Genomic DNA, 21,169 nt, shown 5'->3' with positions numbered 1-21,169 from the left:
TGCGCGACTTTGCCGGGAGGCGGCCTTGACGGCAACTAATAGGTGCGATACACCCCGAAACTTCTCATACCAGGAGGTCTGCCGCGGCTAAGTGGCCTCGACGACATATCGCCGACTGCGGCCAGCCGATCGATTTACCTGGATGAATTTTTGTGGTACTAAAGCAAGTATTTAGTGAACCGAGGGGACATCGACATGGGTTACCTGCGTATCAAGGTTCTCGTTGCTGCGGCCGGTGCCATAGCCATGTTGGGCACCGCTGCCGTCGCCAACGCGGCTCCACTCCAAAAGGAATCCGTGATTGAGGGGGTCAGTTTTAAGGGGACTGGCTGCGAGAAGGGGACTGCTCAGTCCAATCTTTCTAATGGCGACAAGACGATGACGGTCATTTATGACGCGTACGAAGTTCGGCTGGAACCTGCTGTCGCGGACAAGCCAAAGTCGTGTGAAATTAGTGTGAGGTTGCGGGCGGCCAAGGGTACCCAGTATGCAGTGCGGCAGATTGTCCAGAGTGGATACGCAGACGTCGGGAGCGGAATGACCGGCACTCTGCACACCAAGTACTACTACCCTGGCGAGCAAGGACGACCGGACCTGCGCATTCACGAAAAGACCGAAAGTTACGATGCCGGCTACGCCGACCTCGTAACCAACGTGCTCCCACGAGAGGACTACTGGACCCCTTGTGGCTTGAATAAGAAACTCATCCTTCAATCCTCGATCGCGCTGTCGCACAAGCCGGGAAGTTCCAAGGACGGCGTGGGCTACATGGCTCTCGACACGACCGAAGCTGATATCAAGCTCGAACTGAAGACCCGGACCTGTAGCAAGAAGTAGCCCACCTACCCGGCTGCTTAGTCAACGGAATCCGGGGCGGGCAGGGGTGGGCCGATCACGTCGTCGGCGTCGACGATCGTGTACGCGTACCCCTGCTCGGCCAGGAACCGCTGCCGGTGCGCCGCGTACTCCACGTCGATCGTGTCCCGGGCCACCACGCTGTAGAAGTGCGCCTGCCGTCCGTCGGCCTTGGGCCGCAGCACCCGGCCGAGGCGCTGCGCCTCCTCCTGCCGGGAGCCGAACGTCCCCGAAACCTGGATCGCCACCGCCGCCTCCGGCAGGTCGATCGAGAAGTTGCCCACCCGGGAGATAACCAGGGTAGCGATCTCGCCGGCCCGGAACGCGTCGAACAGCCGTTCGCGTTCCTTGTTCGTGGTCGACCCTTGGAGGACCGGGGCGTTGAGGTACTCGCCGAGCGTTTCCAGCTGGTTGAGGTACGCGCCGATGACCAGGATCTGGTCGCCCGCGTGTCGGTCCACGAGCGCTTTCACCACGGGCAGTTTGGTGCGGGCGGTGGCGGCCAGCCGGTAGCGGTCCTCGGTTTCAGCGGTGGCGTAGGACATCCGTTCGGCGTCAGTGAGGGTCACCCGCACCTCGGTGCAGACGGCGGGGGCGATCCAGCCCTGCGCCTCGACGTCCTTCCACGGGGCGTCGTAGCGTTTCGGGCCGATGAGCGAGAAGACGTCGCCTTCGCGGCCGTCCTCGCGGACCAGGGTGGCGGTGAGGCCGAGCCGGCGCCGGGCCTGTAGGTCGGCGGTGAAGCGGAAGATCGGGGCGGGCAGCAGGTGTACCTCGTCGTAGATGACCAGGCCCCAGTCGCGGGCGCCGAACAGATCCAGGTGGGTGAAGACCCCGCCGCGACGGGCGGTGAGCACCTGGTATGTGGCGATGGTGACCGGCCGGATCTCTTTGCGTTCGCCGGAGTACTCGCCGATCTCGTCCTCGGTGAGCGTGGTGCGTTCGATGAGCTCCCGTTTCCACTGCCGGCCGGCGACCGTGTTGGTGACCAGGATGAGCGTGGTGGCTTTCACCACGGCCATCGCGGCCGCGCCGACGAGGGTCTTGCCCGCCCCGCAGGGCAGCACGACGACGCCGGAGCCGCCCGCCCAGAAGTGCTCCACGGCCTCCCGCTGGTAGGCGCGTAGGCGCCAGCCGTGCTCGCCGCCGTGCTCAGCGAGGTCGATCGGGTGGGACTCGCCGTCGACATAGCCGGCCAGGTCCTCGGCAGGCCAGCCGACCTTGAGCAGCGCCTGCTTGAGCCGGCCGCGCTCCGAGCCATGCACCATGATCGTGTCGGCGTCGACCCAGGCCCCGAGCATCCCGGCGAGCTTCTTGGAGCGGGTCACCTCCACCAGGACCGCCCGGTCCTTGCCGTGCAGAACGAGGCCGTGGGCGGGGTCGTTGGCCAGGGTCAGCCGGCCGTAGCGGTCCATCGTCTCGGCGACATCGACGAGCAGGCCGTGCGGGACCGGGTACCTGGAGAACCGCAGCAACGAATCGACGACGCTCTCGGCGTCGTGGCCGGCGGCGCGGGCGTTCCACAACCCGAGCGGGGTCAGTCGGTAGGTGTGGACGTGCTCGGGGGAACGTTCCAGCTCCGCGAACGGGGCGATCGCCATCCGGCACGCCTGGGCGTCGACGTGGTCGACCTCCAGCAGCAGCGTCTTGTCAGACTGGACGATCAGCGGTCCACCGGTCACCTGAGCATGCCTTCCGTCCGCGGGGAGCGATCTTCAAGCATGACACGTCAGGGCGTCTCCACCACGGCGGCGGTGATCCGGTGCAGAGCGAAGGTGTGCAGGGTTTCGGTGCGTTCGTCTTCGGCGCGCAGGTAGCCGGCACCCATCGAGACCGGGCGCACCAGCCGGGACAGGGTGGCTCCGTGGGCGTCCACGTACCCGACCCAGACGTGGGAGCGGTCCCGGACCGCCTGTTGGAGCACCGCCATGGCGTCGGCGTGCGCCTGGACCGCGGTGGGCCCGCTGTCGCCCCGGCCCTGGGCGGCCCGTAGCGCCGCCGGCGCCCGACGGGCCAGGGACTGCGCGTCGCCGCGGCGGATCTGTTCGACGATGCCCGCCAGCAGCGGCGCGGTGAGCGCCGGCATCGTCGGCGCGGCGGTGCGGACCGGGCCAGCCGGGCCGACAGCCCGCCGGGCGCGCGCGGTGTGCGGCACCGCCACCCCGGAGGCGTCCTCGGCGATCGGCGCGTACCCGGCCTCCCGTAGCGCGTGCGCGAGGCGTCCACTGTGCTGGGCGGTGACGAGCACCGTGGGCGCCAGCCGTCGCAGCCCCAGCGACGATAGCCGTTTGTCCAGCAGCGCCTGGCTAAGCAGGGCCTCGTCGTCGCTGCGCAGGTACGCGCCGGCGGGCCCGGCGCGCAGCCCGCCGTGCCGTCTGCCCAGGTCGTCGATGAGGTACGTCAGTGACTGCGGGACCGGGGTGCGGGAGCGTTTCGCGAACAGCTCGTGCAGGTCGGCGGTGGTGTAACCGGCGTCCAGCGCCCGACGCACCGTCGCGTCGGTGATCCGGTAGACGTTGGCCCCGCCGCCAGACTCGTGCTCGGCTACCAGCTCCAGCTCGGCGGTCAGCTCCGGCGCCGCCGGTCCGGGCACGACGAGCGTCAGGTCCGCCTGGAGCAACACATGGTCGACTGGCGCCGGCAGCAACGGCGCGATGGCCGCGGCCAACGGGTCGGCGCTCGCGCCGCCGGTCGTGGTGACCCCGAGCGGGTCGGCGTCGCTGGTGTCGTCGTCGGCCAGCAGCAGACGGCCGTACGAGGTGAGGGCGTTGAAGCCGGTGACGCCGAGTTTCGCGGCGTCGGCGATCGCGTCGGCGAAGGCGTCCGCCCGGCCGGCGAACCGGCGCGGCCGGCGCCAGGCCAGCAGCGCCAGCAGCTCGTCGGCGGCTGGGCCGACCCCGGCCGGCAAGGCGCCCAGCGTCGCCAACGCGGCCCGGCGCACCGCCGGGGCGCTGGAACGCTCCACCCCTTCGGAGAGCACGTTCACCGGCCGGCCATGGTCGTCGCGTTCGAGCGTCAGGCCGGGCTGACGGGTCATCGACCACCAGGCGCGGGCCAGGTCCGCCCAGCGACGCCCCAGCGGTAACGCCCGCCACACGTCGTATGCGGGGGTGGGCAGCAGGAACAGCGTCGGCGCGCCGGCCGTGCGGTCGCCGGGCACATCGCTCTCGGCGGCCAGCCCGGCGGCGTGCGCGACCTCCACCAACAGCGCGGCGGTGGGCTCCGGGGCGCCGATCGCCCGCGCCAACCGGCGCAGCCCCACCACCCCGACGCCGCCGGAGCGCAGCAGGGCCGCCGGCTCGTTGGCCAGCTCTGACAGCAGCGCCTCGGCCTGCCGTACCGCCTCCATCGCCTGACCGGCGCCGGCCGAGTCGACCGCCGTCAGTTTGCGGGCGTCAGCAGTCACCGTCGGCGCGTACGGGCGCAGCGCCCCGAGCGGACCGGACTCCCGGCGCAGCAGCAGACCCAGCTCGCGGGGCAGCTCCACCGCCTCGTACCGGTCGTCAGAGCGCGGGGTGGGCACGCCGCTGGGACCGGGGGCGTTCATCGGGGCGAGCAGGTGACGTTCGACGAGCCAGCGGACCGGGCTGTCCGGCTCCGGACCGCCGGTGCGGCCGCGTCGGCCGGCGGCCCGGCGTTCGGGCTGACCGTCCGGGGAACCGGAGACCAGGCCGACGGGCGGGCCGGCCGCCAGCCGGTCCAGCACCGCCCGCGCCGGCGCCGGCGTGGCCAGCAGCTCCCGGCGTAGCCGGGCCGGCTCGGCGCAGACGGTGGCCACCGCCGCATTCAGCGCCGCCGCCGGCCGGCCCAAACCGGCCGGGTACGCCGACGTGACGTCCGCGACGCCCCCAGCCAGCCGCAGCTCGATGTCGGGGCCGTACACCAGGAACAGTTCCCGCAACCGGGTCAGCGCCCCGCCCAGCGCGTCGGCGTGCTCGGGCGCCAACGCCCGCACCGCGTCGAGGCTGGTGCGACCGTCGTCGGCGCTCGTCAGGCGGACCCCGTCCAACGCGGCCAGGGTGAACTCGTCCAGCTCGTCGAGAGCCCGACCGACCGACGCGCGGGCCTGCGCGCGGGCGGCCAGCGCCTCGGTGTCGGCGGGCACCGGGACGACCAGATCCGGTCGGTGGCGCAGCAGGTCGGCGAGCGCCTCGTTGGTCAGGGCTCGCAGGTGCTCGGTCAGCGTCGTGGGCATCGTCGTACCACGCTACCGGCTCCGGCCACGTAGGGTCGCCGCGTGAGGCAGCCATGGGTGGTGGGTTTCGATCTGGACTTGACGTTGGTGGATTCCCGGCCCGGCGTCGCCGCCGTGCTGCGGGAGTTGAACGTCCGCACCGGCGCGTCCGTCGACGTCGATCTCGTCATCTCCCGGCTCGGCCCGCCGCTGCGGGTGGAGTTGGCGAACTGGTTCCCGACCCACCAGGTCGATGACGCGGTGGCGTTGTACCGGTCGCTGTATCCGCAGCTCGCGGTGGCGCGGTCCCCGGCGTTGCCGGGCGCCCACGAGGCGGTGGCGGCGGCGCGGGCCGACGGCGGTGTCGCCGTTGTCATCAGCGCCAAGATCGCGCCGTTGGTCCAACTGCACCTGGACCACCTGGGACTCACGGTTGACGCTGTCGCCGGGGACAGGTTCGGGGACGGGAAGTCGCAGGCCATGGCCGATCACGGAGTCCGGGCCTATGTGGGCGACCACGTCGCGGACATGGCTGCGGCCCAGGCCGCCGGGGCGCTGGGGATCGGGGTTGCCACCGGGCCGTGTACCGCGAACGAGTTACGGGGCGCCGGCGCGACGGTCGTTCTGCCGGGCCTGGTGGACCTGCCCGGTTGGCTGATTCGGGGCTAGCCTTGTGTCCGTCACGTCCGGTTCCGCTGCCGGTTCCCTTTCTGGGGACGGGCTGAAGCGGTCATACCGGACCAGTTCTAGTCGAAGTCGAGGTCAGCGGTGCCTACGGGTCGAGTGAAGTGGTACGACGCCGGTAAGGGCTACGGGTTCGTCACCAGCGACGAGGGCGGCGACGTGTTCGTGCCAAAGGGCGCGTTGCCGGCTGGGGTGACCGAGCTTCAAGGGGGTCAGCGGATCGAGTTCGGCGTCGTCGACAGTCGGCGGGGCAGTCAGGCGCTCGGCGTGAAGCTGCTCGACGCCCCGGCGTCGATGGCCCAGCTGCGGCGCCGGCCGGCCGAGGAGCTGCACGGGCTCATCGAAGACATGATCAAGGTTCTGGAAGCAAAGATCCAGCCCGATCTGCGGCGGGGCCGCTACCCGGACAAGCGCGCCGCGCAGACGGTGGCCCAGGTCGTCCACGCGGTCGCACGCGAGCTGGAGGTCTGAGCGCGACCGCCGGGCTCAACGCAGCGGGCCGACCGGGGGGGTCAGGCCGGCGGCCGCCGCCCGGCCCAGCAAGGCCTCGGCGGCGGCGTAGCCCTCGTCGCCGAGGCCGGCGGTGAAAGCGTTGACGTACAAGGCGATGTGCTGGTCCACGACCGCGGGCTCCAACTCCTGCGCGTGGGCCAGCACGTACGTCCGGGACGCGGCCGGGTCGGCCCACGCCTGCCGGACCGACTCCCGCACCCAGGACGCCGCCTCAGCCGGGTCCACCACGCCCCGGCGGGCCAGGATCGCGCCGAGCGGGATCGGCAGCCCGGTGTCCTGTTCCCACCACTGCCCGAGGTCGACGACGGCGGTCAGACCGTGCCGGGGGTAGGTGAACCGCGCCTCGTGGATCACCAGGCCGGCGTCGAATCGGCCGTCCGCCACCCCCGGCATGATCTCGTGGAACGGGACGACCTCGATCCGCGCCGGCTGCCGCCGCCCTGCCCACAGGCGCATCAGCAGGTAGGCCGTGGTGCGGTCGCCGGGCACCGCCACCGTGGCCGCGGTGAGGTCGACGGTGTCGCCGCGGGTCAGCAACAGGGGTCCGCAGCCACGACCCAGCGCCCCGCCGCACGGCAGCAGGTCGTACCGGTCCAGCAGCCATGGCAGCGCCGCGTAGCTGACTTTGACAAGGTCGTAGCCGCCGCGTTCGGCCGCCGTGTTGGTGACATCGACATCGGCGTACGTGATCGCGAAGTCGGGGGTTCCGGGCACCAGCCCGTGAGCGAGGGCGTGGAAGACGAACGTGTCGTTCGGACACGGCGAGAAGGCCAGCGACAGGGTCACCCCGTCACCGTACGGTCGGTCAGCCCGCGCGGGCGTCCCGGCGCCGCCGCCACCGCCCGAGGCCGTTGAAAGCCGCGGCCACGGCCAGCAGGATCGCCGCGCCCACGAGGTAGCCGGCGCGGTCCCGCCAGAGGTCGCCGCCGGCGTCGGGCATGGCGGCCGGCGCGTCGGTGGGGGCCGGGTCCGGCGGCGCGAGCGCCGGGTCGACGGTGCCGGTTTCGACCGCGAGCAGCGGCAGGGACGACGCGCCTTTGACGAGCGCCCAGACCGGGTCCGCGACGAACGCCGCCTCGTCCACCCCGAACCGGCTGAGCCCGGCCAGCGCGTTGCTCCCCCCGGGCAGGCCGGCGGTGCTGGTGACGGCGATGTCAGCCGAGCCGTCGCCGGTCGTGGCGTAGCTGACCGAGACGGTGAGCTGCACCCAGCGCGGGCAACGTCCGGGGTCCTGCTGGACGTCGATGCCCGGCCCCAGGTTGGAGCCGGCGCTGCTGCGCTGGTCGCCGTCGAGCCGCCAGCCGTAGCAGACGCTCTGCTGGTCGCTGGCGAGCGCGAGCTGGGCGGCGAGCGCCGCGGACTGCGTCTCGTCCGGCATCGGGACGGCGTCGGCGGGGGCTGAGCAGCCGACCAACGCGAACCCCAGCGTCGCCCCGAGCGCTGCCCTCTGACGGCCCATCAGCTGATCGCCGCCGCGATGATCACGCCGGCGGCCAGGCGTGCGGTGGCCGTCACCCAGATCGCCGGGTGGGTCTGGCCTTCGCCGATCAGCTGGCCGAGGTCACCGGGGGTGGCCAGGTCGAGCAGCAGGAAAGCGCCGGTGAGGACGATGAGCCCCACCAGGCCGAGGACCGCGGCCGTGGCCATGCCGCCGCCGACGTCTCCCGGATCGGCGGTGACCGCCGCAGCGGCGATCGCCGCGATGCTGGCGATGTTGGACACCAGGACGATGGTGGCGTTGCGGTTCCGGTCGACGCCGACCAGCCGGTGCGGCTGCCCGGGCGTGGCGAGGTCCGCGAGCGCCCAGCCGGCGGCCATGAGCGCCAGACCGATCCCGGCGTACCCGGCGGTGACCAGCAGGTCCGTGAACAACATCTTGATCATGTGAGCCTCCTGTGCTGCGCCGGCCGGCGGTGTACGGGCCTACCGTGCGGGTTCGCTGACCAGTGCCGGGACGCCCCGCCCCCAACCCCACGCCCCGCCGACCCGGGCCCGGTGCCGTGGGTAGGCCGTGACGACCTTTTCGACCAGCACCAGCGAGCCTTCGGCCGCCGGCAGGATCACCACGGCGTCGTCGGCGTACCGCAGGTAGACGCCGCTGCCGTCGGTGAACTCGTCGGCTGGCCGCCAGGCATTGGTCACGTCCTTAGCCACCTGGCTGGGTCGCCTTGTCGAGGTGTACGCCGTCGCCTGGTCCCCGATGTCCTCGCCGCTGGCTCTGACGTACCGGTCGGCGACGAAACCGCGTGGGGAGCCGCCGCCGTGCAGGAGGGCGAAACCGGCCACGACCAGTCCGACGGCCGCCAGCAGACCGGCGACGACCTGCCAGGCGCGCGGGTTCACCGGCTCGCCTCGGTCGCGGTGGTGACCAGCTCTCCGGACTGCGGGTAGGCGTGCCAGGTGCGCCAGCGCAACGGTCCGCCCGCAAGCGGTTCGACCTGGATCGCGGTGATCGCGTCGGGGTGGCCGGGGAACTCCCCGAGCAGGGCGTTCGGGTCGCTGACCAATGTGCGGCGCAGCTGCGCGACCTCGACGGACAGCTCGCCGGCCGAGAGCAGCCGTACCCGCGCCACGAACCGGTACCCGGGCGCCTCGGCCCGTTCCGGCAGCCGCGACGGCCGGCCCGGCAGACAGGCCACCGTCTCGATCCGCCCGTCGGGCAGGGCGACCTGATGGGATGCGCCGAGCAGCCGCAGTTGCAGCCCGACGGTGGGCAGGTCGAGCACGTGGAGCGCGTCCGCGAGCGGCTCGTCCAGGGCGAAGCTCAGCTTGTCGGCGGACGTGTCCGCGTACGCCGTCTGCACGCTGACCAGCATCGACTCACCTCCGTCGCCGGACGTTAGCAGGCCAGCGCCCCGCGGCGGTCGGTTGTGGCGCGGTCAGCGCGCCGCAGTAAGGGCGCCGACGGCGGGCGCGGCGGCGGTGAGCGCGCTGAGAGCCGCGCCGATCTGCCAGCCGTCCCGGTGCCGGGGTCCGATCGGGTTGGAGATCGTCCGCAGCTCGACGAACGGCAACCCGGCCTCGGCGGCGGCGTGCGCGGCGCCGAAGCCTTCCATCGCCTCGGCCACCGCCTCCGGGCGGCGGGCCAGCAGCGCGGCCGTGCTGGCGTCGGTGCCGGTGACGGTGGTGACGGTGAGGATCTCGCCGACGACGGCGTCCGGGAGCCCGCCCCGCAGGGCCGCGAGCAGGGCGGGGTCGGCGGTGACGACGGTGGGCGTGCCGAAGCCGAGGTCGTCGAGGCTGAGGAAGCCTTCTTCCGACTCGGCGCCGAGGTCGGCGGCGACGCTGCTGGCGCCGATGACGGTGGCCCCGACAGCGGCACGGCCGACGAAGCCGCCGGCGATGCCGGCGTTCACCACCGCGGTGTGTGGTCGTCCGGCCGCCTCGGCGAGCGCCAGCCGCCGGGCCGTGCCGGCGGCGGCGGCGACTGGTCCGACCCCGACCGCGGCGACGGTCAGCCCGACGCTCGTCGGTAGGCCGGCGACGACGGCGTCGGCCTCGGCCGCGACGGCGGTGACGACGAGGATGCTCATGGCGTGTTCTCCGGGGGCGCGTCGCTGCTGGGGGTTGGCTTGGACGGACGGTACAGGTGGAAACCTGGCGGCGCCGCCGGGCCGCCGACCGGTGGCCCGGCAGGGGCGCTGTCGGGCCGCGGTGACCGCGCGGCGGGCAGGGTCGGTCCACCTGGCTCCGGCCGTGTCGTGTCCGTGCCGGCCGTCCCGGCGCCGGGTGCGGCGCCCGCGATGGCCCGGCGGCGGATGACGGCCGCGGTGGTCGCCCCGAGCAGCAGCGTCCCGCTGACGACGGCCAGCGCGGTGGGCCACGGCGTGGGCACGAGGGCCGCGGCGATCGCGGCGGCGGCGACGACCGCTCCCCAGCCGTGCCGTTCGGCACGCCAGGCGTCCGGGGCGTCAGGGGTGGCCCCGGCGGCTTCGGCGGCGGCCCAGCTGAGTCCGCCCAGGACGGTCGCGGCGACCAGGGTCGCGACCGCCGCGCCGATGGTCGGTCGCGACGCTGCCACCGCGGCCGTCGCCGCCGTCAGGGTGAGGGCGGTCGTGGCCACCAGCGCCGCCCGCCGTGGCCGGGCCCGGCCGACGATCGTCGCGCTGATGACGGCGCCGACGGTGACCAGCAGCGCCGTTGCCGCCAACGCGGTGTTCGGCGCGCCGGTGGCCAGCTCGCCGACGAGCAGGGCGTCGACGAACCGCACGAGCAGGTAGGCCGTCGCTCCCCGGGCGAGCAGCGCGGCTGTGGTGACCGGCCAGCCGGGCCGGCGGAACGGCCCGGCGCGCCAGGGCATCGGCTGCGCGTCGGTTGTCGGGTCGCGTGCTGGCAGCCGTGCCGCGAGCGCCGCGCCGGCGAGGAACACCACGGCCGCCGCCCGCGTCGGCCAGCCTGGCTCGATCCACATGGCCAGGATCGCCAGCGGGGCGACCAGCGCGGCTGTCGCCACCGCCGTGATGTGGACGGTCATGCCGAACCGCGCCGCGTCGCCGGGGGCGAGTCGCTCGGTGTCGGGGGCGCGTACCGCCACGGTGAGCGCTGACAGCGCGAGCAGGGCGCCGGCTGTCGCCGGCAGGCTCGCGCCACCGGAGGCGGCCAGCCAGGCAAGGGCCGCGCGGGCCAGCAACAGCCCGGCGAGGCTGAGACGGCGCCCGCTTCGCCAGCGGTCCAGCACGGGCCCGGCGACCGGCGCCAGCACGGCGAGGACGGCGACGGCGCCGGCGGCCAGCCACACCAGCCGGGCCCGGTCGGTGACGGCCAGGGTCGGATGGATAAGCGCCCGGACCGATCCGACGACGACCAGCACGTCGCCGATCACCGCGGCGACGTGCAGATTGACCAGGCGGAGCCGGCGGGCGTCGCCGGCGGCGTCGCGTTTGAGCGCTCCGGCGGCGCGACCCGCGCCGACGCCGGCTCGGGTGAGCGCGCCGAGCGCGTAGACGAGCCCGCTGATGAGGTATCCGATCCCGCGAAGTAGCGGCATGGTGGACATCCTCGCCTATGCGCGGCGGATGGGGAGTCCGGCAACACGGCGTGGGGTGGATACGGAACAATGGCGTCCGTGACCAGGAGCACCGCCGGCCAGGCCGAGATCAGCGCGGCCGACGACATCGACACCCACGACCCTGACGCCCGCGACAGCGAGGCCGTCGGCGGGGTGGGCGGCGCCGGTCACGCCGGGTCCAAGCACGACCCAGCCGGCGGCGTGTCGACGCGCCCGGCCGCCGGTCGGGCGGCCAAACTCGACCAGGTCTGCGTCGAGGCCGTCGCGCTGGCCCGTGCCGCGGTCGTCGAGGTCGAGCCGGACGCGGTTGGCGAGCACCTGGGCGTCGTCCCCGAGGGGGAGCGTCTGGTCAGCCACTACTTCGCCTGCGGCCTGCCCGGCTATGTCGGCTGGCGGTGGTCGGTGACGCTCACCCGGGTTCCGCGCAGCAAGACGGTGACGGTCTGCGAGACGGTCCTGCTGCCCGGCGACGGCGCGTTGAGCCCGCCGCCCTGGGTGCCGTGGCACGAGCGCCTCCAGCCCGGCGACCTCGGTGTCGGCGATCTCCTACCGACCTCCCCGGACGACGATCGGCTCGAACCGGCGTACCTGCTCTCGGACGACCCGGCTGTCGAGGACGTGCCGTGGGAGCTGGGCCTCGGCCGGGTCCGGGTCATGACGCGTCTGGGCCGGCTGGAGACCGCGCAGCGTTGGTATGACGGCGAACACGGCCCGCAGGCGCCGATCGCGACGGCCGCCCCGAAGGCGGCGCGTTGCGGCGCCTGCGGCTTCTACCTGCCGTTGGCCGGCGCCCTGCGGCAGACCTTCGGCGTCTGTGGCAACGTCTTCGCCCCGGACGATGGCCGCGTCGTCAGCCTTGACCACGGCTGCGGCGCCCATTCCGAGGTGCTGGTGGAGCAGATCGCGGTGGTGGAGGAGCTGCCGACGGTCTACGACGACAGCGAGGTCGAGTCGGTCGAGGTGTCCCGTTCCGCCGGCTCGGTCTCCGCGGAGGAGTCCGAGGAGCCGTACGGGCACGGCTGACCGGTAGGTCAGCTGTCGCGGTCGCGGCGGGCGTCGTGTCTGATCATGAGCGCGAGGCCGGCGAGACCGAGGAGGAACCCGGCCGCGCAGATGCCGAGCCAGCGTTCCCGGTCGGCCGCGTTGGGAAGGTCGTCGGCGGCGTATCCGACGATCCACGCGGCGGCCCAGATCACCAGGCCGCCGATCATGAACGGTGTCATCGGGGGATCCAGCGGCGTGAGCCGGCGCAGCCCGTCCCGCCGGGCGGGCGCCGATGATCCTGTATCGGGCATTCCGCAAGGGTACGCGCCGCAGGTGTGATCCGCGCCTCGGTGATGGCCACCGTAAACTGCTATTCGTTAGCCATGCTCACAGTTAGGCTGGGTAACAAGTGACGGAGCACCACAGCGAACCGGTCCACCCGTACCACCTGGCCACCCAGCTGCGTGACGCGATCACCAGGCTGGGACGCAGGGTCCGGCAGGCCAGGGCGGTCGGGGATCTGACCATCGCCCAGCTGTCGGCGTTGACCAGCCTTGAGCTGGCCGGCGCGCTGAGCCCCGGCGACCTGGCCGAGGTCGAACGGGTACGGCCGCCGACGATGACGAAGATTGTCGCCAAGCTCGAAGAGCGCGGTCTCGTCGCGCGCACGCCGCATCCGCGGGACCGACGCCAGGTCATCCTGGCCGCCACCGAGCAGGGTCGTGAGATCAACGCCCGGTTCGGCAGGGAGCGCGACGCCTGGCTGGCCCAGCGGCTCGAAGGGCTCAGCGACGCCGACCGGCGCACGCTCCTGGCGGCGGCGGCGATCCTGCGCCGGCTCGCCTGCGAGTAGCCGCCGGGGCGCTCCGTCCGGCCGGCGGACCGTATCCGCCGTGACGAGCGAGCGTTCGAGGAGGCGTATCAGGCGTGCGGGGCAAGCTCAACAGCGCGATCGCGTCACTCCAGGTCCGTAACTACCGGCTCTTCGCCACCGGCCAGATGATCAAGCTGGTGGGCGCGTGGATGATGTTCACCGCCCAGGATTGGCTGGTCCTCCAGCTCACCGACGACTCAGCCACCGCGCTCGGCGCCGTCACCGCGCTCCAGTTCGCCCCGGTCCTGCTGCTCAGCCTCTACGGCGGCACCCTCGCCGACCGGTTCGACAAGCGCAAGCTCCTCGCCATCACCAACATCGTCTGGCTGGTCCTGGCGGTCGTCCAGGCCGTCCTGGTCGTCACCGGCGCCGTCCAGCTGTGGCATGTCTTCGTCTTCGCGGCCGCGCTCGGCGTCCAGGGGGCCATCGAGACCCCCGCCCGGCAGGCGTTCGTCTCCGAGCTGGTCGGCAACCACCTGCTGCCCAACGCGCTGGCGCTCTCGGCGGCCACCTTCAACTCCGCCCGGGTCGTCGGCCCAGCGCTCGCCGGGCTGGTCATCGCCGTCTGGGACACCGGTGGAGCGTTTGTGGTGAGCGCCGTTGCCGCGATCGCCCCAGTGGTCACCTACCGGTTGATGCGCTCGGCGGACCTATTCCGTGACCCGCCCGCCGGTAAGGGCGCCCGCCCGCAAGCCAAGATCATGGATGGGCTGCGGTACGTGGCCGCCCGGCCCGATCTGCTGCTGCCGATGGGCCTCATCGCCGTCATCGGCATGATCGGCTTCAACTTCACCGTGACCCTGGCCGTCCTCGCCAAGACGGTCTTCGCCGCCGGACCCGCCTCGTTCGGACTGCTCACCACCGCGCTGGCCACCGGAGCGCTGGCCGGGGCGCTCGCCGGCAGCGGACGTCGCGCCCGCCCTTCGGTCTACCTGGTGCTGGGCGCGGCCATGGCGTTCGGCGCGCTGGAGACCGTCGTCGGCTTCGCTCCCAGCTTCCTGGCCGCGGCGCTTCTGCTCCTGCCCACCGGGTTCTTCATGATCCTGTTCGCGCAGGCGGCGAACCAGCGGGTGCAGATGGGCACCGCCGCGGCCTACCGGGGTCGGGTGATGGCCCTGTACGTGGTGGTCTTCCTCGGCACCACGCCGGTCGGGGCGCTGCTCGTCGGCTGGATCGCCGAGCACATCGACCCGGGCGCGTCGATCTGGCTGGGCGGGGTCGGCTCCGCGCTCGCCGCGGCCGTCGGCCTGCTGTGGAAGCTGCACCGCACCGGTGAACGACTCCGGGTGCGACTGCTGCCGATCCCACGCTTCAGCGTTGTCCAGCAGCCCTGACCGGCGGCGATTAGCGCAAATCCGAGCGCCAGCGTCAGTGGGCTGTGGTGAGGTGACGCTCATGGAGATGAACGCGCCCCAGTTCCGCCGCCACCTCGACGACGAGCGCGACCTGCTGCTCGCCGCGCTGCCGGCCGCGCTCGACGCCAAGGTTCCGACCTGCCCGGAGTGGACCGGCGCCGAGCTGGCGCGGCATGTCGCTCTGGTCTACCTGGACAAGGTCCAGTGCATGCGGCACGGCGAACCCGCCAACTGGCCGCCCGAGCACCCTGACGAAGCCCCGATCGACCTGCTGCGCTCCAGCTACCAGACGTTGACCGACGAGTTCGACCAGCGTGAGCCGGAATCGGCGGCATACACCTGGTACCAGCCGGACCAGACGGTCGGTTTCTGGATCAGGCGGATGGCGCACGAGACGCTCATCCACCGCGTCGACGCCGAGCTGACTGCCGGCTCGGCGGTCACCGCCATCGACGCCGGGCTGGCTCTCGACGGCATCGACGAGGTTCTCCGGGTGTTCCTGGAGTTCAGCACCGCCGAGTGGCCCGACGAATGCGGGGCGGCGCTGGCCGAGGCGTTCGGTCTGACGTTCGTCGTCGCGGCCGGTGACCAGGCGTGGACGCTGACAGCGGCGGCGGGTGGGGTCACCGTCAGCGACGGCCGGGCCGCCGACCCGGCCGCCGTGGTCGCAGGCGATCCGGACCCGGTGCTGCGCTGGTTGTGGCGCCGGGTCGGCCCCGAGGTGGTCCAGCTCTCTGGCGACAACGCGGCGCTGGCCCGGTTGAGCGCGCTCATGCGTGCCGTCACCCAGTAGCGTCAGGCGTGCCGGCCGCCCAGGGGCGCGACCGGGCGGCGCCGTCCGGCCCGGCAGCCGAACCAGCCGGTCCTGACCGACCGGCGCGGCTGTTCCTGGCGCTCTACCCACCACCGGCGGCGGTAACGCACCTGCGTCGGTTCGTCGAGGGGCTTGCTGTCGGCCGGGCCGCCGCTGCCGGGGTCAACGCCAGACTGGTCCCGGCATGGCAGTGGCACCTCACCGTGGCGTTTCTCGGTGACGTGGAACGAGACCAGTTGGCGGTGGCGACCGGGGCGACACACCGCGCCGCCGTGATCTGGCAGGCCGCCGCGGCCCGCGCGTCAGCGGAGAGCGCGCCGAAGCTGCGGATCGCCGGGGGCGGCTGCTTCGGTCGCGGACGGTTCATCATCCTGTGGGCGGGTGTCGCCGGCGACGTGGGGGCGTTGCACACTCTGGTCCGGGCCACCCGGGCCCAGCTGCGCAAGACGCGACTGCCGTCCGACCGCAGGCCGCTACGACCCCACCTCACCCTGGCCCGTCCCGGCGACCGGGTTGACGTGCGCGCCGACCTCGCCGCGCTGGACGGGTACCAGGGACCGGAGTGGACGATCGACGAGCTGTGCCTGGTCCGTAGCGAACTGGGCCCGGCGCCGGAGCACCGGGTGATCGCCCGGGCGCCACTGAGCGCCAGCGGCTAGCGCCCCTCGGGTCAGGACGTTTCGCGGGCGGCGGCCGGGGCGCCGCCGAACAGCACGTCATCCCAGCTGGGCAGGCGCTTGCGCGACCGGGGCGCCTCCTGACCGTCGGCCGGGGTGCGGCGCGGCCGCAGCACCGCCAGCGACGGCACGTCGGGGATCTCCTTCGGCGCGTCCGGGTCGTCGTCGAAGGCGGAGCCCGCCCCGCCGAGCAGCGCCGCGGCGCCCCCGGCGGCGGAACGGCCCGCACGGGTCGGCTCGGCCAGACCGCCGGCCTGGGCCCCGCTGAGCGGACGTTCCAGACTCGCCAACAGGGCGTCCCGGCCGGACCGGATCGGGTCCCGCCGTGGCGGCTCGGCCAGCGCCGCCGGCAGCGCCCGACCGCGTGCCGCGGGCTCGGTCGCCCTACTGTGCTCGGAGCGCGACTCGACCACCGACGGCAGGCCGTGGCCCCGGCCGGACTCGACCCGGGCGGAGGCGGCCTGCCCCGGCCGGTCGAGCGGCTGATCATGGCCGAGCAGCGGCACCGGGCGCTCGGCACACAGGTACTGGGCCATGTCGTCGTAGGCGCTGACCTGCTGGCGGGACTTGTCCAGCTCCCACACCGCCTGCGCGGTGGCCTTGCCGGACGGCCAGGTGGCGACGATGCGCCAGGCGCCGTCGTCGCGACGGGACGCGTCCCAGGAGATCTTGTCGGCGTCAACGCCGTGCTGGGCGAGCCGGGCATCGACCACGTCGGCCAGCGACGCGCCCTTCTCCGAGCCGCGCAGCCTGGTCCGGCGGGCGTGCTGGGCGAGCATGGCCCGTTCCTGGAGCACCGGGCCGGCGTACCGCAGCACCCGGTCGACCGGCACGCCCGCGATGCGGGCGACGTCCTCGGCGGACTCGCCGGAGCGGATCCGCGCCTGGATGTCGCGCGGCGCCAACGAACGGGACGGGTCGACCACCGTCGCCACGGGCGCCGGTTTGTCGCCGGCCGCGCGGTCGTTGCGCAGCGCGACCGTCAGGCGATCGTCGATGGGTAGGGCGAGCAGACGGCCCACCTCGTCGGTGAGCACAAGACCTTGGCCGTCCTCAGCGAGGGCGACGAAGCGCACTGGCCGCATCGCGTTGCCTCCCCTCCCGCTGTGGCGCTCGCACGTCAGCTCGGTCGCGGCGCCGTTGTGGACCGTGTGGAGCCCCGTACGACGGAGCTTCCGCCGAGGGTCTCCCATGCGGAAGCCTTCCATGCCGGAGCCTGACATGCAGGGTCAATCCGCGGGTCCACGGTACGACATGGGTCACCCGTTGGGGTGAGGCCACGCCGACGATCCCGATCACAGTCTTTCGATGAGGTAATCCAGACAGCTGGTCAATGCGCTGACGTCGGCCGGATCGATCGCCGGGTACAGCGCCACCCGGAGTTGGTTTCGTCCCAGTTTGCGGTAGGGCTCAGTGTCCACGATGCCGTTGGCCCGCAGCGTCGCCGCGATCCTGGCGGCGTCGATGTCGTCGGCGAAGTCGATCGTCGCCACGACGGGGGAGCGCAGGTCAGGATCGGTGACGAACGGTTCGGCGACGGGGCTGCGGTCAGCCCACCCGTACAGGATGCCGGCGCTCTCGGCGCACCGCTTGGCCGCCCACGGCAGGCCGCCGTTGGCGATGAGCCACTCGGCCTGCTCGGCGGCCAGGAAGATCGTGGCCAGCGCCGGGGTGTTGTAGGTCTGCTCCAGGCGGGAGTTGTCGATCGCGGTGGTGAGATCGAGGAATGCCGGGATGTAGCGTCCGGACGCCTTGATCTCGGCGGCGCGGGCGAGAGCCGCCGGCGACAGCACGGCGATCCACAGGCCGCCGTCCGAGGCGAACGCCTTCTGCGGGGCGAAGTAGTACGCGTCGGTATGCCTGATGTCGACGTCCAGCCCGCCGGCCGCCGAGGTGGCGTCGTGCAGCATGAGCGCGCCGTCGTCCGCGCCGTCGACCCGCCGTACCGGAACGGCGACGCCGGTGGAGGTCTCGTTGTGCGGGGTGCAGTACGCGTCGACGCCGGCCTCGGCGACCAGGGCGGGGGCCGAGCCGGGGTCAGCCCGCCGGACGCTCGGCTCGGCCAGGAACGGCGCGTCCGCGACGGCGGTGACGAACTTGGACCCGAACTCCCCGAACGAGGCCAGCTGCGCCCGGTCCCGGACGAGGCCGAAGGCGGCGATGTCCCAGAACGCGGTGGCGCCGCCGTTGCCGAGGATCACCTCGTAGCCGGCGGGCAGGTCGAACAGGGTGGTGATGGCGCCGCGCAGCCGGGCCACCTGGCCGCGCACCGTGCCCTGCCGGTGCGAGGTGCCCAGGTACCCATCGGCGACCGCGGCCAGCCGCGCGACCGCGTCCGGCCGGATCTTGGACGGCCCACAGCCGAACCGGCCGTCGGCGGGTTTCAACTCGTCAGGGATACGGATGTCCACCATGGCCTCCTCGGATTGGTCGCGACGCCGCCCATCCTCGCACCGCGGCCGGCGCACCCGTGCGACCGGTGACTGATCGACACGCGGAAAGGGCCCGTCCAGGTGGACCTGCCCTTTCCGCGGTGGACCGCCGGGGTCAGGAGACGACCAGGTCCCAGCCCGCCACCTCGTCGGGGCGACGCGGACCCGAGCCTACGTACCGGGCCGCCGGCCGGACGATCCTGCCGAGCCGCTTCTGCTCCAGGATGTGCGCGCTCCATCCGGCGACCCGGGCGCAGGTGAACATCGAGGCGAACATGTCCGCGGGCACTTCGGCGAAGTCGAGGACCACCGCGGCCCAGAACTCCACGTTGGTCTCCAGGACCCGGTCGGGTTTGCGGGCCCGCAGCTCGGCCAGGGCCGCCTGCTCCAGCGCCGCCGCCGCCTCGTAGCGGGGGGCGTTCAGCTCCTTGGCGGTGCGGCGCAGCACGCGCGCCCGCGGGTCCTCGGCCCGGTAGATGCGGTGTCCGAAGCCCATGAGCCGCCCGCTGCGGTCCAGCACCCCCCGCACGTAGCCCTCGGCGTCGCCGGTGCGCTCCACTTCTTCGATCATGCTGAGCACCCGCATGGGCGCCCCGCCGTGCAGCGGTCCGGACAGCGCGCCGATGCCCGACGAGATGCAGGCCGCGGTATCGGCGCCGGTGGAGGCGACGATCCGGGCGGTGAACGTGGACGCGTTGAGCCCGTGCTCGGCGGCCGAGATGAGGTACGCGTCGACGGCCTGGACGTGCCGGGGGTCGGGCTCGCCGCGCCAGCGGCGCATGAACCGCTCGACGATCGTCGTCGCCTTGTCGATCTCCTTCTGCGGCACCGCGGGGACGCCGGCGCCGCGCGCCGACTGGGCGACGAAGCTCAGCGCGGTGACCGAGACCCGGGCCAGGTCGTCGCGAGCCTGGTCGTCGGAGATGTCGAGCAGCTGGCCCAGGCCCCAGTGCGGGGCGAGCTGGGCGACGGCGGACTGGACGTCGACCCGGATGTCGCCGGAGCGCACTGGCACCGGGACCGGCTCGGCCGGCGGCAATCCGGGGCCGAACTCGCCGTCGACCAGCAGCGCCCAGACGTTACCGAAGGAGGCGCGGCCGATGAGATCCTCGATGTCGACACCGCGGTAGCGAAGGCAGCCGCCGTCCTTGTCGGGCTCGGCGATCTCAGTCTCGAATGCCACCACGCCTTCGAGACCAGGTTTGAAGTCGGACATGCCGGCCCCCTTGTGATTGGGCGGTCCCGGGTCTGCCGGGTGCGCCGGTTCGGTCAACAGGTGGTGGGTCCCGGGCCGGAGCTGACGGAACCGGGTGTCATCATCACCGCTGAAACGCGCGGCTGGTGGGGTGGGCTAACTCGCTGAGGCTCCACTAACCATTGTCTTGCCTGCTCAACGCCCACATGGAGGGCTTGCGACGTGACAGTGAACACACCTGATCCGGCGCCGATGCGCCGCGACTACGGCGGCGGCGCGTTGACCAGGCGGATGCTGGCCCCTGACTGGAGGACGCAGTTCGGCCGGTGGTTCGCCGACGCCGTCGACGCCGACCTGCCCGAACCGAACGCCATGGTGGTCTCCACCGCGGACGCCACCGGACGGCCAAGCAGCCGGACCGTGCTGCTCAAGGAGCTTGCCGACGATGCGTTGGTGTTCTACACCAACCTTGAGTCGCGTAAGGGCGTCGAGATCGCCGCGAACCCGTGGGTGAGTCTGCTGTTCGCGTGGCTGCCGCTGCACCGTCAGGTGGTGGTGTGCGGGCGGGCCGAAGCGCTCGCACGCGAGCGTAGCGCCGGGTACTTCGCGTCCCGGCCGCGTGGCTCCCAGCTTGGGGCGTGGGCGAGCCGTCAGTCGTCCGTGGTCGGCGGGCGGGCCGAGGTCGTGGCCGCGTTCGAGCAGGTCCAGCAGCGGTTCGCCGACGTCGAGCAGGTGCCGATGCCGCCGAGCTGGGGTGGCGTGCGGGTGCGGCCGGAGACGGTCGAGTTCTGGCAGGGTCAGACCAACCGCCTGCACGACCGGCTGCGGTACCGCCGCGACGGCGACGGGTGGCTCATCGAGCGGCTCATGCCGTGACGGCGCGACGGGCGGGCTGATGGAGCTGCGGGAGGTGATCCGGCGCCGCCGGATGGTTCGCGACTACGACCCGGACCGGCCGGTCCCGGCGGAGGTCGTCCACCGGCTGTTGGACCATGCGACGCGGGCGCCGTCCGCCGGCTTCGCCCAGGGTTGGGCGTTCCTGGCGCTCACCGAGCGGGATGATCGTGCCGCGTTCTGGACGGCGGCCACGCCTACTGACCGGCCGACGGGCCGGTCCCGGTGGCGTCAGGGGCTGCGCCGGGCGCCCTTGATCGTGGTGCCGTTCTCCAGCGAGTCCGCCTATCTGGACCGTTACGCCGAGCCGGACAAGGGTTGGACGGACCGGGACCCGGCGCGCTGGTCGGCCCCTTACTGGCACGTTGACGCGGGCTTCGCGGCGCTGCTGATGTTGTTGACAGCGGTGGACGAGGGCCTCGGCGCCTGTTTCTTCGGGGTTCCGCCGGGCCGCGTCGGTCAGCTGAGGGCGGCGTTCGGGGTGCCTGCCGAGTTCGCGCCGGTGGGGGCGCTGACGGTGGGGTTCCCCGCGGAGTCGGCGTCTGGGCCGTCCGGGTCGGTCGCCTCCGGGTCGGCGGCGCGTCGGCGGAGACGCCCGGTTGACGACGTGGTGCACCATGGTAGGTGGCGTGGTAAATGACGGAAATCCGACACTCTGGTATGGATCACGTCTTCGGAGTCGAAAGTTAAGCTGGGCGCGGCCACCGAGC

At 72.7% G+C, this 21,169-nt stretch carries 22 protein-coding genes and 1 pseudogene; 10 read left to right on the top strand and 13 right to left on the bottom strand.

The window, feature by feature from the left end; translation table 11 throughout:
- Positions 1-195 precede the first annotated feature (195 nt).
- Positions 196-837, top strand: a complete 642-nt coding sequence (locus tag ABD287_RS00200; protein ID WP_344166539.1) for a DUF4360 domain-containing protein — start codon at positions 196-198, stop codon at positions 835-837.
- Between the two features lie 17 nt (positions 838-854).
- Here ABD287_RS00200 and ABD287_RS00195 read toward each other — a convergent pair whose 3' ends face one another.
- Entirely contained in the window at positions 855-2,537 is a 1,683-nt protein-coding gene (locus ABD287_RS00195) for a DNA repair helicase XPB (RefSeq protein WP_344166537.1), read from the bottom strand.
- Between the two features lie 47 nt (positions 2,538-2,584).
- Positions 2,585-5,050 (bottom strand): helicase-associated domain-containing protein, encoded by a 2,466-nt coding sequence (locus ABD287_RS00190; RefSeq protein WP_344166535.1) that lies wholly within the window; start codon positions 5,048-5,050, stop codon positions 2,585-2,587.
- 42 nt (positions 5,051-5,092) lie between these two features.
- Here ABD287_RS00190 and ABD287_RS00185 point away from each other — a divergent pair, with 42 nt between their 5' ends.
- Together ABD287_RS00185 and ABD287_RS00180 are read left to right on the top strand one after the other, a co-directional pair.
- Entirely contained in the window at positions 5,093-5,698 is a 606-nt protein-coding gene (locus tag ABD287_RS00185; protein WP_344166533.1) for an HAD family hydrolase, read from the top strand.
- A 99-nt stretch (positions 5,699-5,797) separates the two neighbouring features.
- Entirely contained in the window at positions 5,798-6,184 is a 387-nt protein-coding gene (locus ABD287_RS00180; RefSeq protein ID WP_344166531.1) for a cold-shock protein, read from the top strand.
- Here ABD287_RS00180 and ABD287_RS00175 read toward each other — a convergent pair.
- The 7 genes and pseudogenes from ABD287_RS00175 to ABD287_RS00145 all read right to left on the bottom strand — a co-directional run bounded on the left by ABD287_RS00175 (position 6,112) and on the right by ABD287_RS00145 (position 11,213).
- Positions 6,112-7,012: pseudogene (locus tag ABD287_RS00175) on the bottom strand (1,4-dihydroxy-6-naphtoate synthase). The gene ABD287_RS00180 and the pseudogene ABD287_RS00175 sit on opposite strands and share 73 nt — an antisense overlap.
- Before the next feature lie 19 nt (positions 7,013-7,031).
- Positions 7,032-7,685 (bottom strand): hypothetical protein, encoded by a 654-nt coding sequence (locus tag ABD287_RS00170; RefSeq protein ID WP_344166527.1) that lies wholly within the window; start codon positions 7,683-7,685, stop codon positions 7,032-7,034.
- Positions 7,685-8,110, bottom strand: coding sequence for a DUF350 domain-containing protein (locus ABD287_RS00165; protein WP_344166525.1), 426 nt, complete (start codon positions 8,108-8,110; stop codon positions 7,685-7,687). Before ABD287_RS00165 ends, ABD287_RS00170 begins: the two co-directional genes overlap by 1 nt.
- Before the next feature lie 39 nt (positions 8,111-8,149).
- The gene (locus ABD287_RS00160) at positions 8,150-8,569 is read right to left on the bottom strand and encodes a DUF4247 domain-containing protein (RefSeq protein ID WP_344166523.1); all 420 of its coding nucleotides are present in this window, start codon (positions 8,567-8,569) and stop codon (positions 8,150-8,152) included.
- A complete protein-coding gene (locus ABD287_RS00155; RefSeq protein WP_344166521.1) occupies positions 8,566-9,042 on the bottom strand; it encodes a DUF2617 family protein in 477 nt (158 codons plus the stop codon). Before ABD287_RS00155 ends, ABD287_RS00160 begins: the two co-directional genes overlap by 4 nt.
- A 63-nt stretch (positions 9,043-9,105) precedes the next feature.
- Positions 9,106-9,759 (bottom strand): futalosine hydrolase, encoded by a 654-nt coding sequence (locus tag ABD287_RS00150; RefSeq protein ID WP_344166519.1) that lies wholly within the window; start codon positions 9,757-9,759, stop codon positions 9,106-9,108.
- Positions 9,756-11,213, bottom strand: a complete 1,458-nt coding sequence (locus tag ABD287_RS00145; protein ID WP_344166517.1) for a hypothetical protein — start codon at positions 11,211-11,213, stop codon at positions 9,756-9,758. The genes ABD287_RS00150 and ABD287_RS00145 overlap by 4 nt, the downstream gene beginning before the upstream one ends.
- Positions 11,214-11,387: 174 nt before the next feature.
- Here ABD287_RS00145 and ABD287_RS00140 point away from each other — a divergent pair, with 174 nt between their 5' ends.
- Positions 11,388-12,257, top strand: coding sequence for a DUF3027 domain-containing protein (locus tag ABD287_RS00140; RefSeq protein WP_344167674.1), 870 nt, complete (start codon positions 11,388-11,390; stop codon positions 12,255-12,257).
- Between the two features lie 8 nt (positions 12,258-12,265).
- Here the strand turns inward: ABD287_RS00140 and ABD287_RS00135 are convergent, their stop codons facing one another.
- Positions 12,266-12,529, bottom strand: coding sequence for a DUF2530 domain-containing protein (locus ABD287_RS00135; protein ID WP_344166515.1), 264 nt, complete (start codon positions 12,527-12,529; stop codon positions 12,266-12,268).
- A 98-nt stretch (positions 12,530-12,627) separates the two neighbouring features.
- Here ABD287_RS00135 and ABD287_RS00130 point away from each other — a divergent pair, with 98 nt between their 5' ends.
- The 4 genes from ABD287_RS00130 to thpR all read left to right on the top strand — a co-directional run bounded on the left by ABD287_RS00130 (position 12,628) and on the right by thpR (position 15,920).
- Positions 12,628-13,071, top strand: a complete 444-nt coding sequence (locus ABD287_RS00130) for a MarR family transcriptional regulator (RefSeq protein ID WP_344166513.1) — start codon at positions 12,628-12,630, stop codon at positions 13,069-13,071.
- 74 nt (positions 13,072-13,145) lie between these two features.
- Complete coding sequence (locus ABD287_RS00125; protein WP_344166511.1) at positions 13,146-14,426, top strand: MFS transporter; 1,281 nt, start codon at positions 13,146-13,148, stop codon at positions 14,424-14,426.
- Between the two features lie 67 nt (positions 14,427-14,493).
- Complete coding sequence (locus ABD287_RS00120) at positions 14,494-15,240, top strand: maleylpyruvate isomerase N-terminal domain-containing protein (protein ID WP_344166509.1); 747 nt, start codon at positions 14,494-14,496, stop codon at positions 15,238-15,240.
- Between the two features lie 8 nt (positions 15,241-15,248).
- Positions 15,249-15,920, top strand: a complete 672-nt coding sequence (thpR, locus tag ABD287_RS00115) for an RNA 2',3'-cyclic phosphodiesterase (protein WP_425565438.1) — start codon at positions 15,249-15,251, stop codon at positions 15,918-15,920.
- A gap of 11 nt (positions 15,921-15,931) precedes the next feature.
- Here the strand turns inward: thpR and sepH are convergent, their stop codons facing one another.
- From sepH to ABD287_RS00100, 3 genes are all read right to left on the bottom strand, one after another.
- Positions 15,932-17,023 (bottom strand): septation protein SepH, encoded by a 1,092-nt coding sequence (gene sepH, locus ABD287_RS00110; protein WP_344166507.1) that lies wholly within the window; start codon positions 17,021-17,023, stop codon positions 15,932-15,934.
- 210 nt (positions 17,024-17,233) lie between these two features.
- Entirely contained in the window at positions 17,234-18,352 is a 1,119-nt protein-coding gene (gene serC / locus ABD287_RS00105; RefSeq protein ID WP_344166505.1) for a phosphoserine transaminase, read from the bottom strand.
- Between the two features lie 133 nt (positions 18,353-18,485).
- A complete protein-coding gene (locus tag ABD287_RS00100) occupies positions 18,486-19,586 on the bottom strand; it encodes a citrate synthase 2 (RefSeq protein WP_344166503.1) in 1,101 nt (366 codons plus the stop codon).
- A 201-nt stretch (positions 19,587-19,787) separates the two neighbouring features.
- Between ABD287_RS00100 and pdxH the strand changes: the two genes are divergently transcribed.
- Entirely contained in the window at positions 19,788-20,441 is a 654-nt protein-coding gene (gene pdxH / locus ABD287_RS00095; protein ID WP_344166501.1) for a pyridoxamine 5'-phosphate oxidase, read from the top strand.
- A gap of 19 nt (positions 20,442-20,460) precedes the next feature.
- Complete coding sequence (locus tag ABD287_RS00090) at positions 20,461-21,099, top strand: nitroreductase family protein (RefSeq protein ID WP_344166499.1); 639 nt, start codon at positions 20,461-20,463, stop codon at positions 21,097-21,099.
- Positions 21,100-21,169: the final 70 nt, after the last annotated feature.

It is taken from the genome of Pilimelia columellifera subsp. columellifera, assembly GCF_039532605.1.
Taxonomy (GTDB): domain Bacteria; phylum Actinomycetota; class Actinomycetes; order Mycobacteriales; family Micromonosporaceae; genus Pilimelia; species Pilimelia columellifera.
The sequence above is the reverse complement of the archived record's forward strand: the minus strand, read 5'-3'. Positions and strand labels throughout refer to the sequence as shown.

What these genes read in the sequence shown, in the direction of transcription:
- ABD287_RS00190 (WP_344166535.1), bottom strand. Translation starts at nt 5,050, where the DNA reads ATGCCCACGACGCTGACCGAGCACCTGCGAGCCCTGACCAACGAGGCG.
- ABD287_RS00150 (WP_344166519.1), bottom strand. Translation starts at nt 9,759, where the DNA reads ATGAGCATCCTCGTCGTCACCGCCGTCGCGGCCGAGGCCGACGCCGTC.
- ABD287_RS00135 (WP_344166515.1), bottom strand. Translation starts at nt 12,529, where the DNA reads ATGCCCGATACAGGATCATCGGCGCCCGCCCGGCGGGACGGGCTGCGC.
- ABD287_RS00170 (WP_344166527.1), bottom strand. Translation starts at nt 7,685, where the DNA reads ATGGGCCGTCAGAGGGCAGCGCTCGGGGCGACGCTGGGGTTCGCGTTG.
- ABD287_RS00165 (WP_344166525.1), bottom strand. Translation starts at nt 8,110, where the DNA reads ATGATCAAGATGTTGTTCACGGACCTGCTGGTCACCGCCGGGTACGCC.
- ABD287_RS00200 (WP_344166539.1), top strand. Translation starts at nt 196, where the DNA reads ATGGGTTACCTGCGTATCAAGGTTCTCGTTGCTGCGGCCGGTGCCATA.
- ABD287_RS00100 (WP_344166503.1), bottom strand. Translation starts at nt 19,586, where the DNA reads ATGTCCGACTTCAAACCTGGTCTCGAAGGCGTGGTGGCATTCGAGACT.
- ABD287_RS00145 (WP_344166517.1), bottom strand. Translation starts at nt 11,213, where the DNA reads ATGCCGCTACTTCGCGGGATCGGATACCTCATCAGCGGGCTCGTCTAC.
- ABD287_RS00090 (WP_344166499.1), top strand. Translation starts at nt 20,461, where the DNA reads ATGGAGCTGCGGGAGGTGATCCGGCGCCGCCGGATGGTTCGCGACTAC.
- ABD287_RS00120 (WP_344166509.1), top strand. Translation starts at nt 14,494, where the DNA reads ATGAACGCGCCCCAGTTCCGCCGCCACCTCGACGACGAGCGCGACCTG.
- ABD287_RS00155 (WP_344166521.1), bottom strand. Translation starts at nt 9,042, where the DNA reads ATGCTGGTCAGCGTGCAGACGGCGTACGCGGACACGTCCGCCGACAAG.
- serC (WP_344166505.1), bottom strand. Translation starts at nt 18,352, where the DNA reads ATGGTGGACATCCGTATCCCTGACGAGTTGAAACCCGCCGACGGCCGG.
- sepH (WP_344166507.1), bottom strand. Translation starts at nt 17,023, where the DNA reads ATGCGGCCAGTGCGCTTCGTCGCCCTCGCTGAGGACGGCCAAGGTCTT.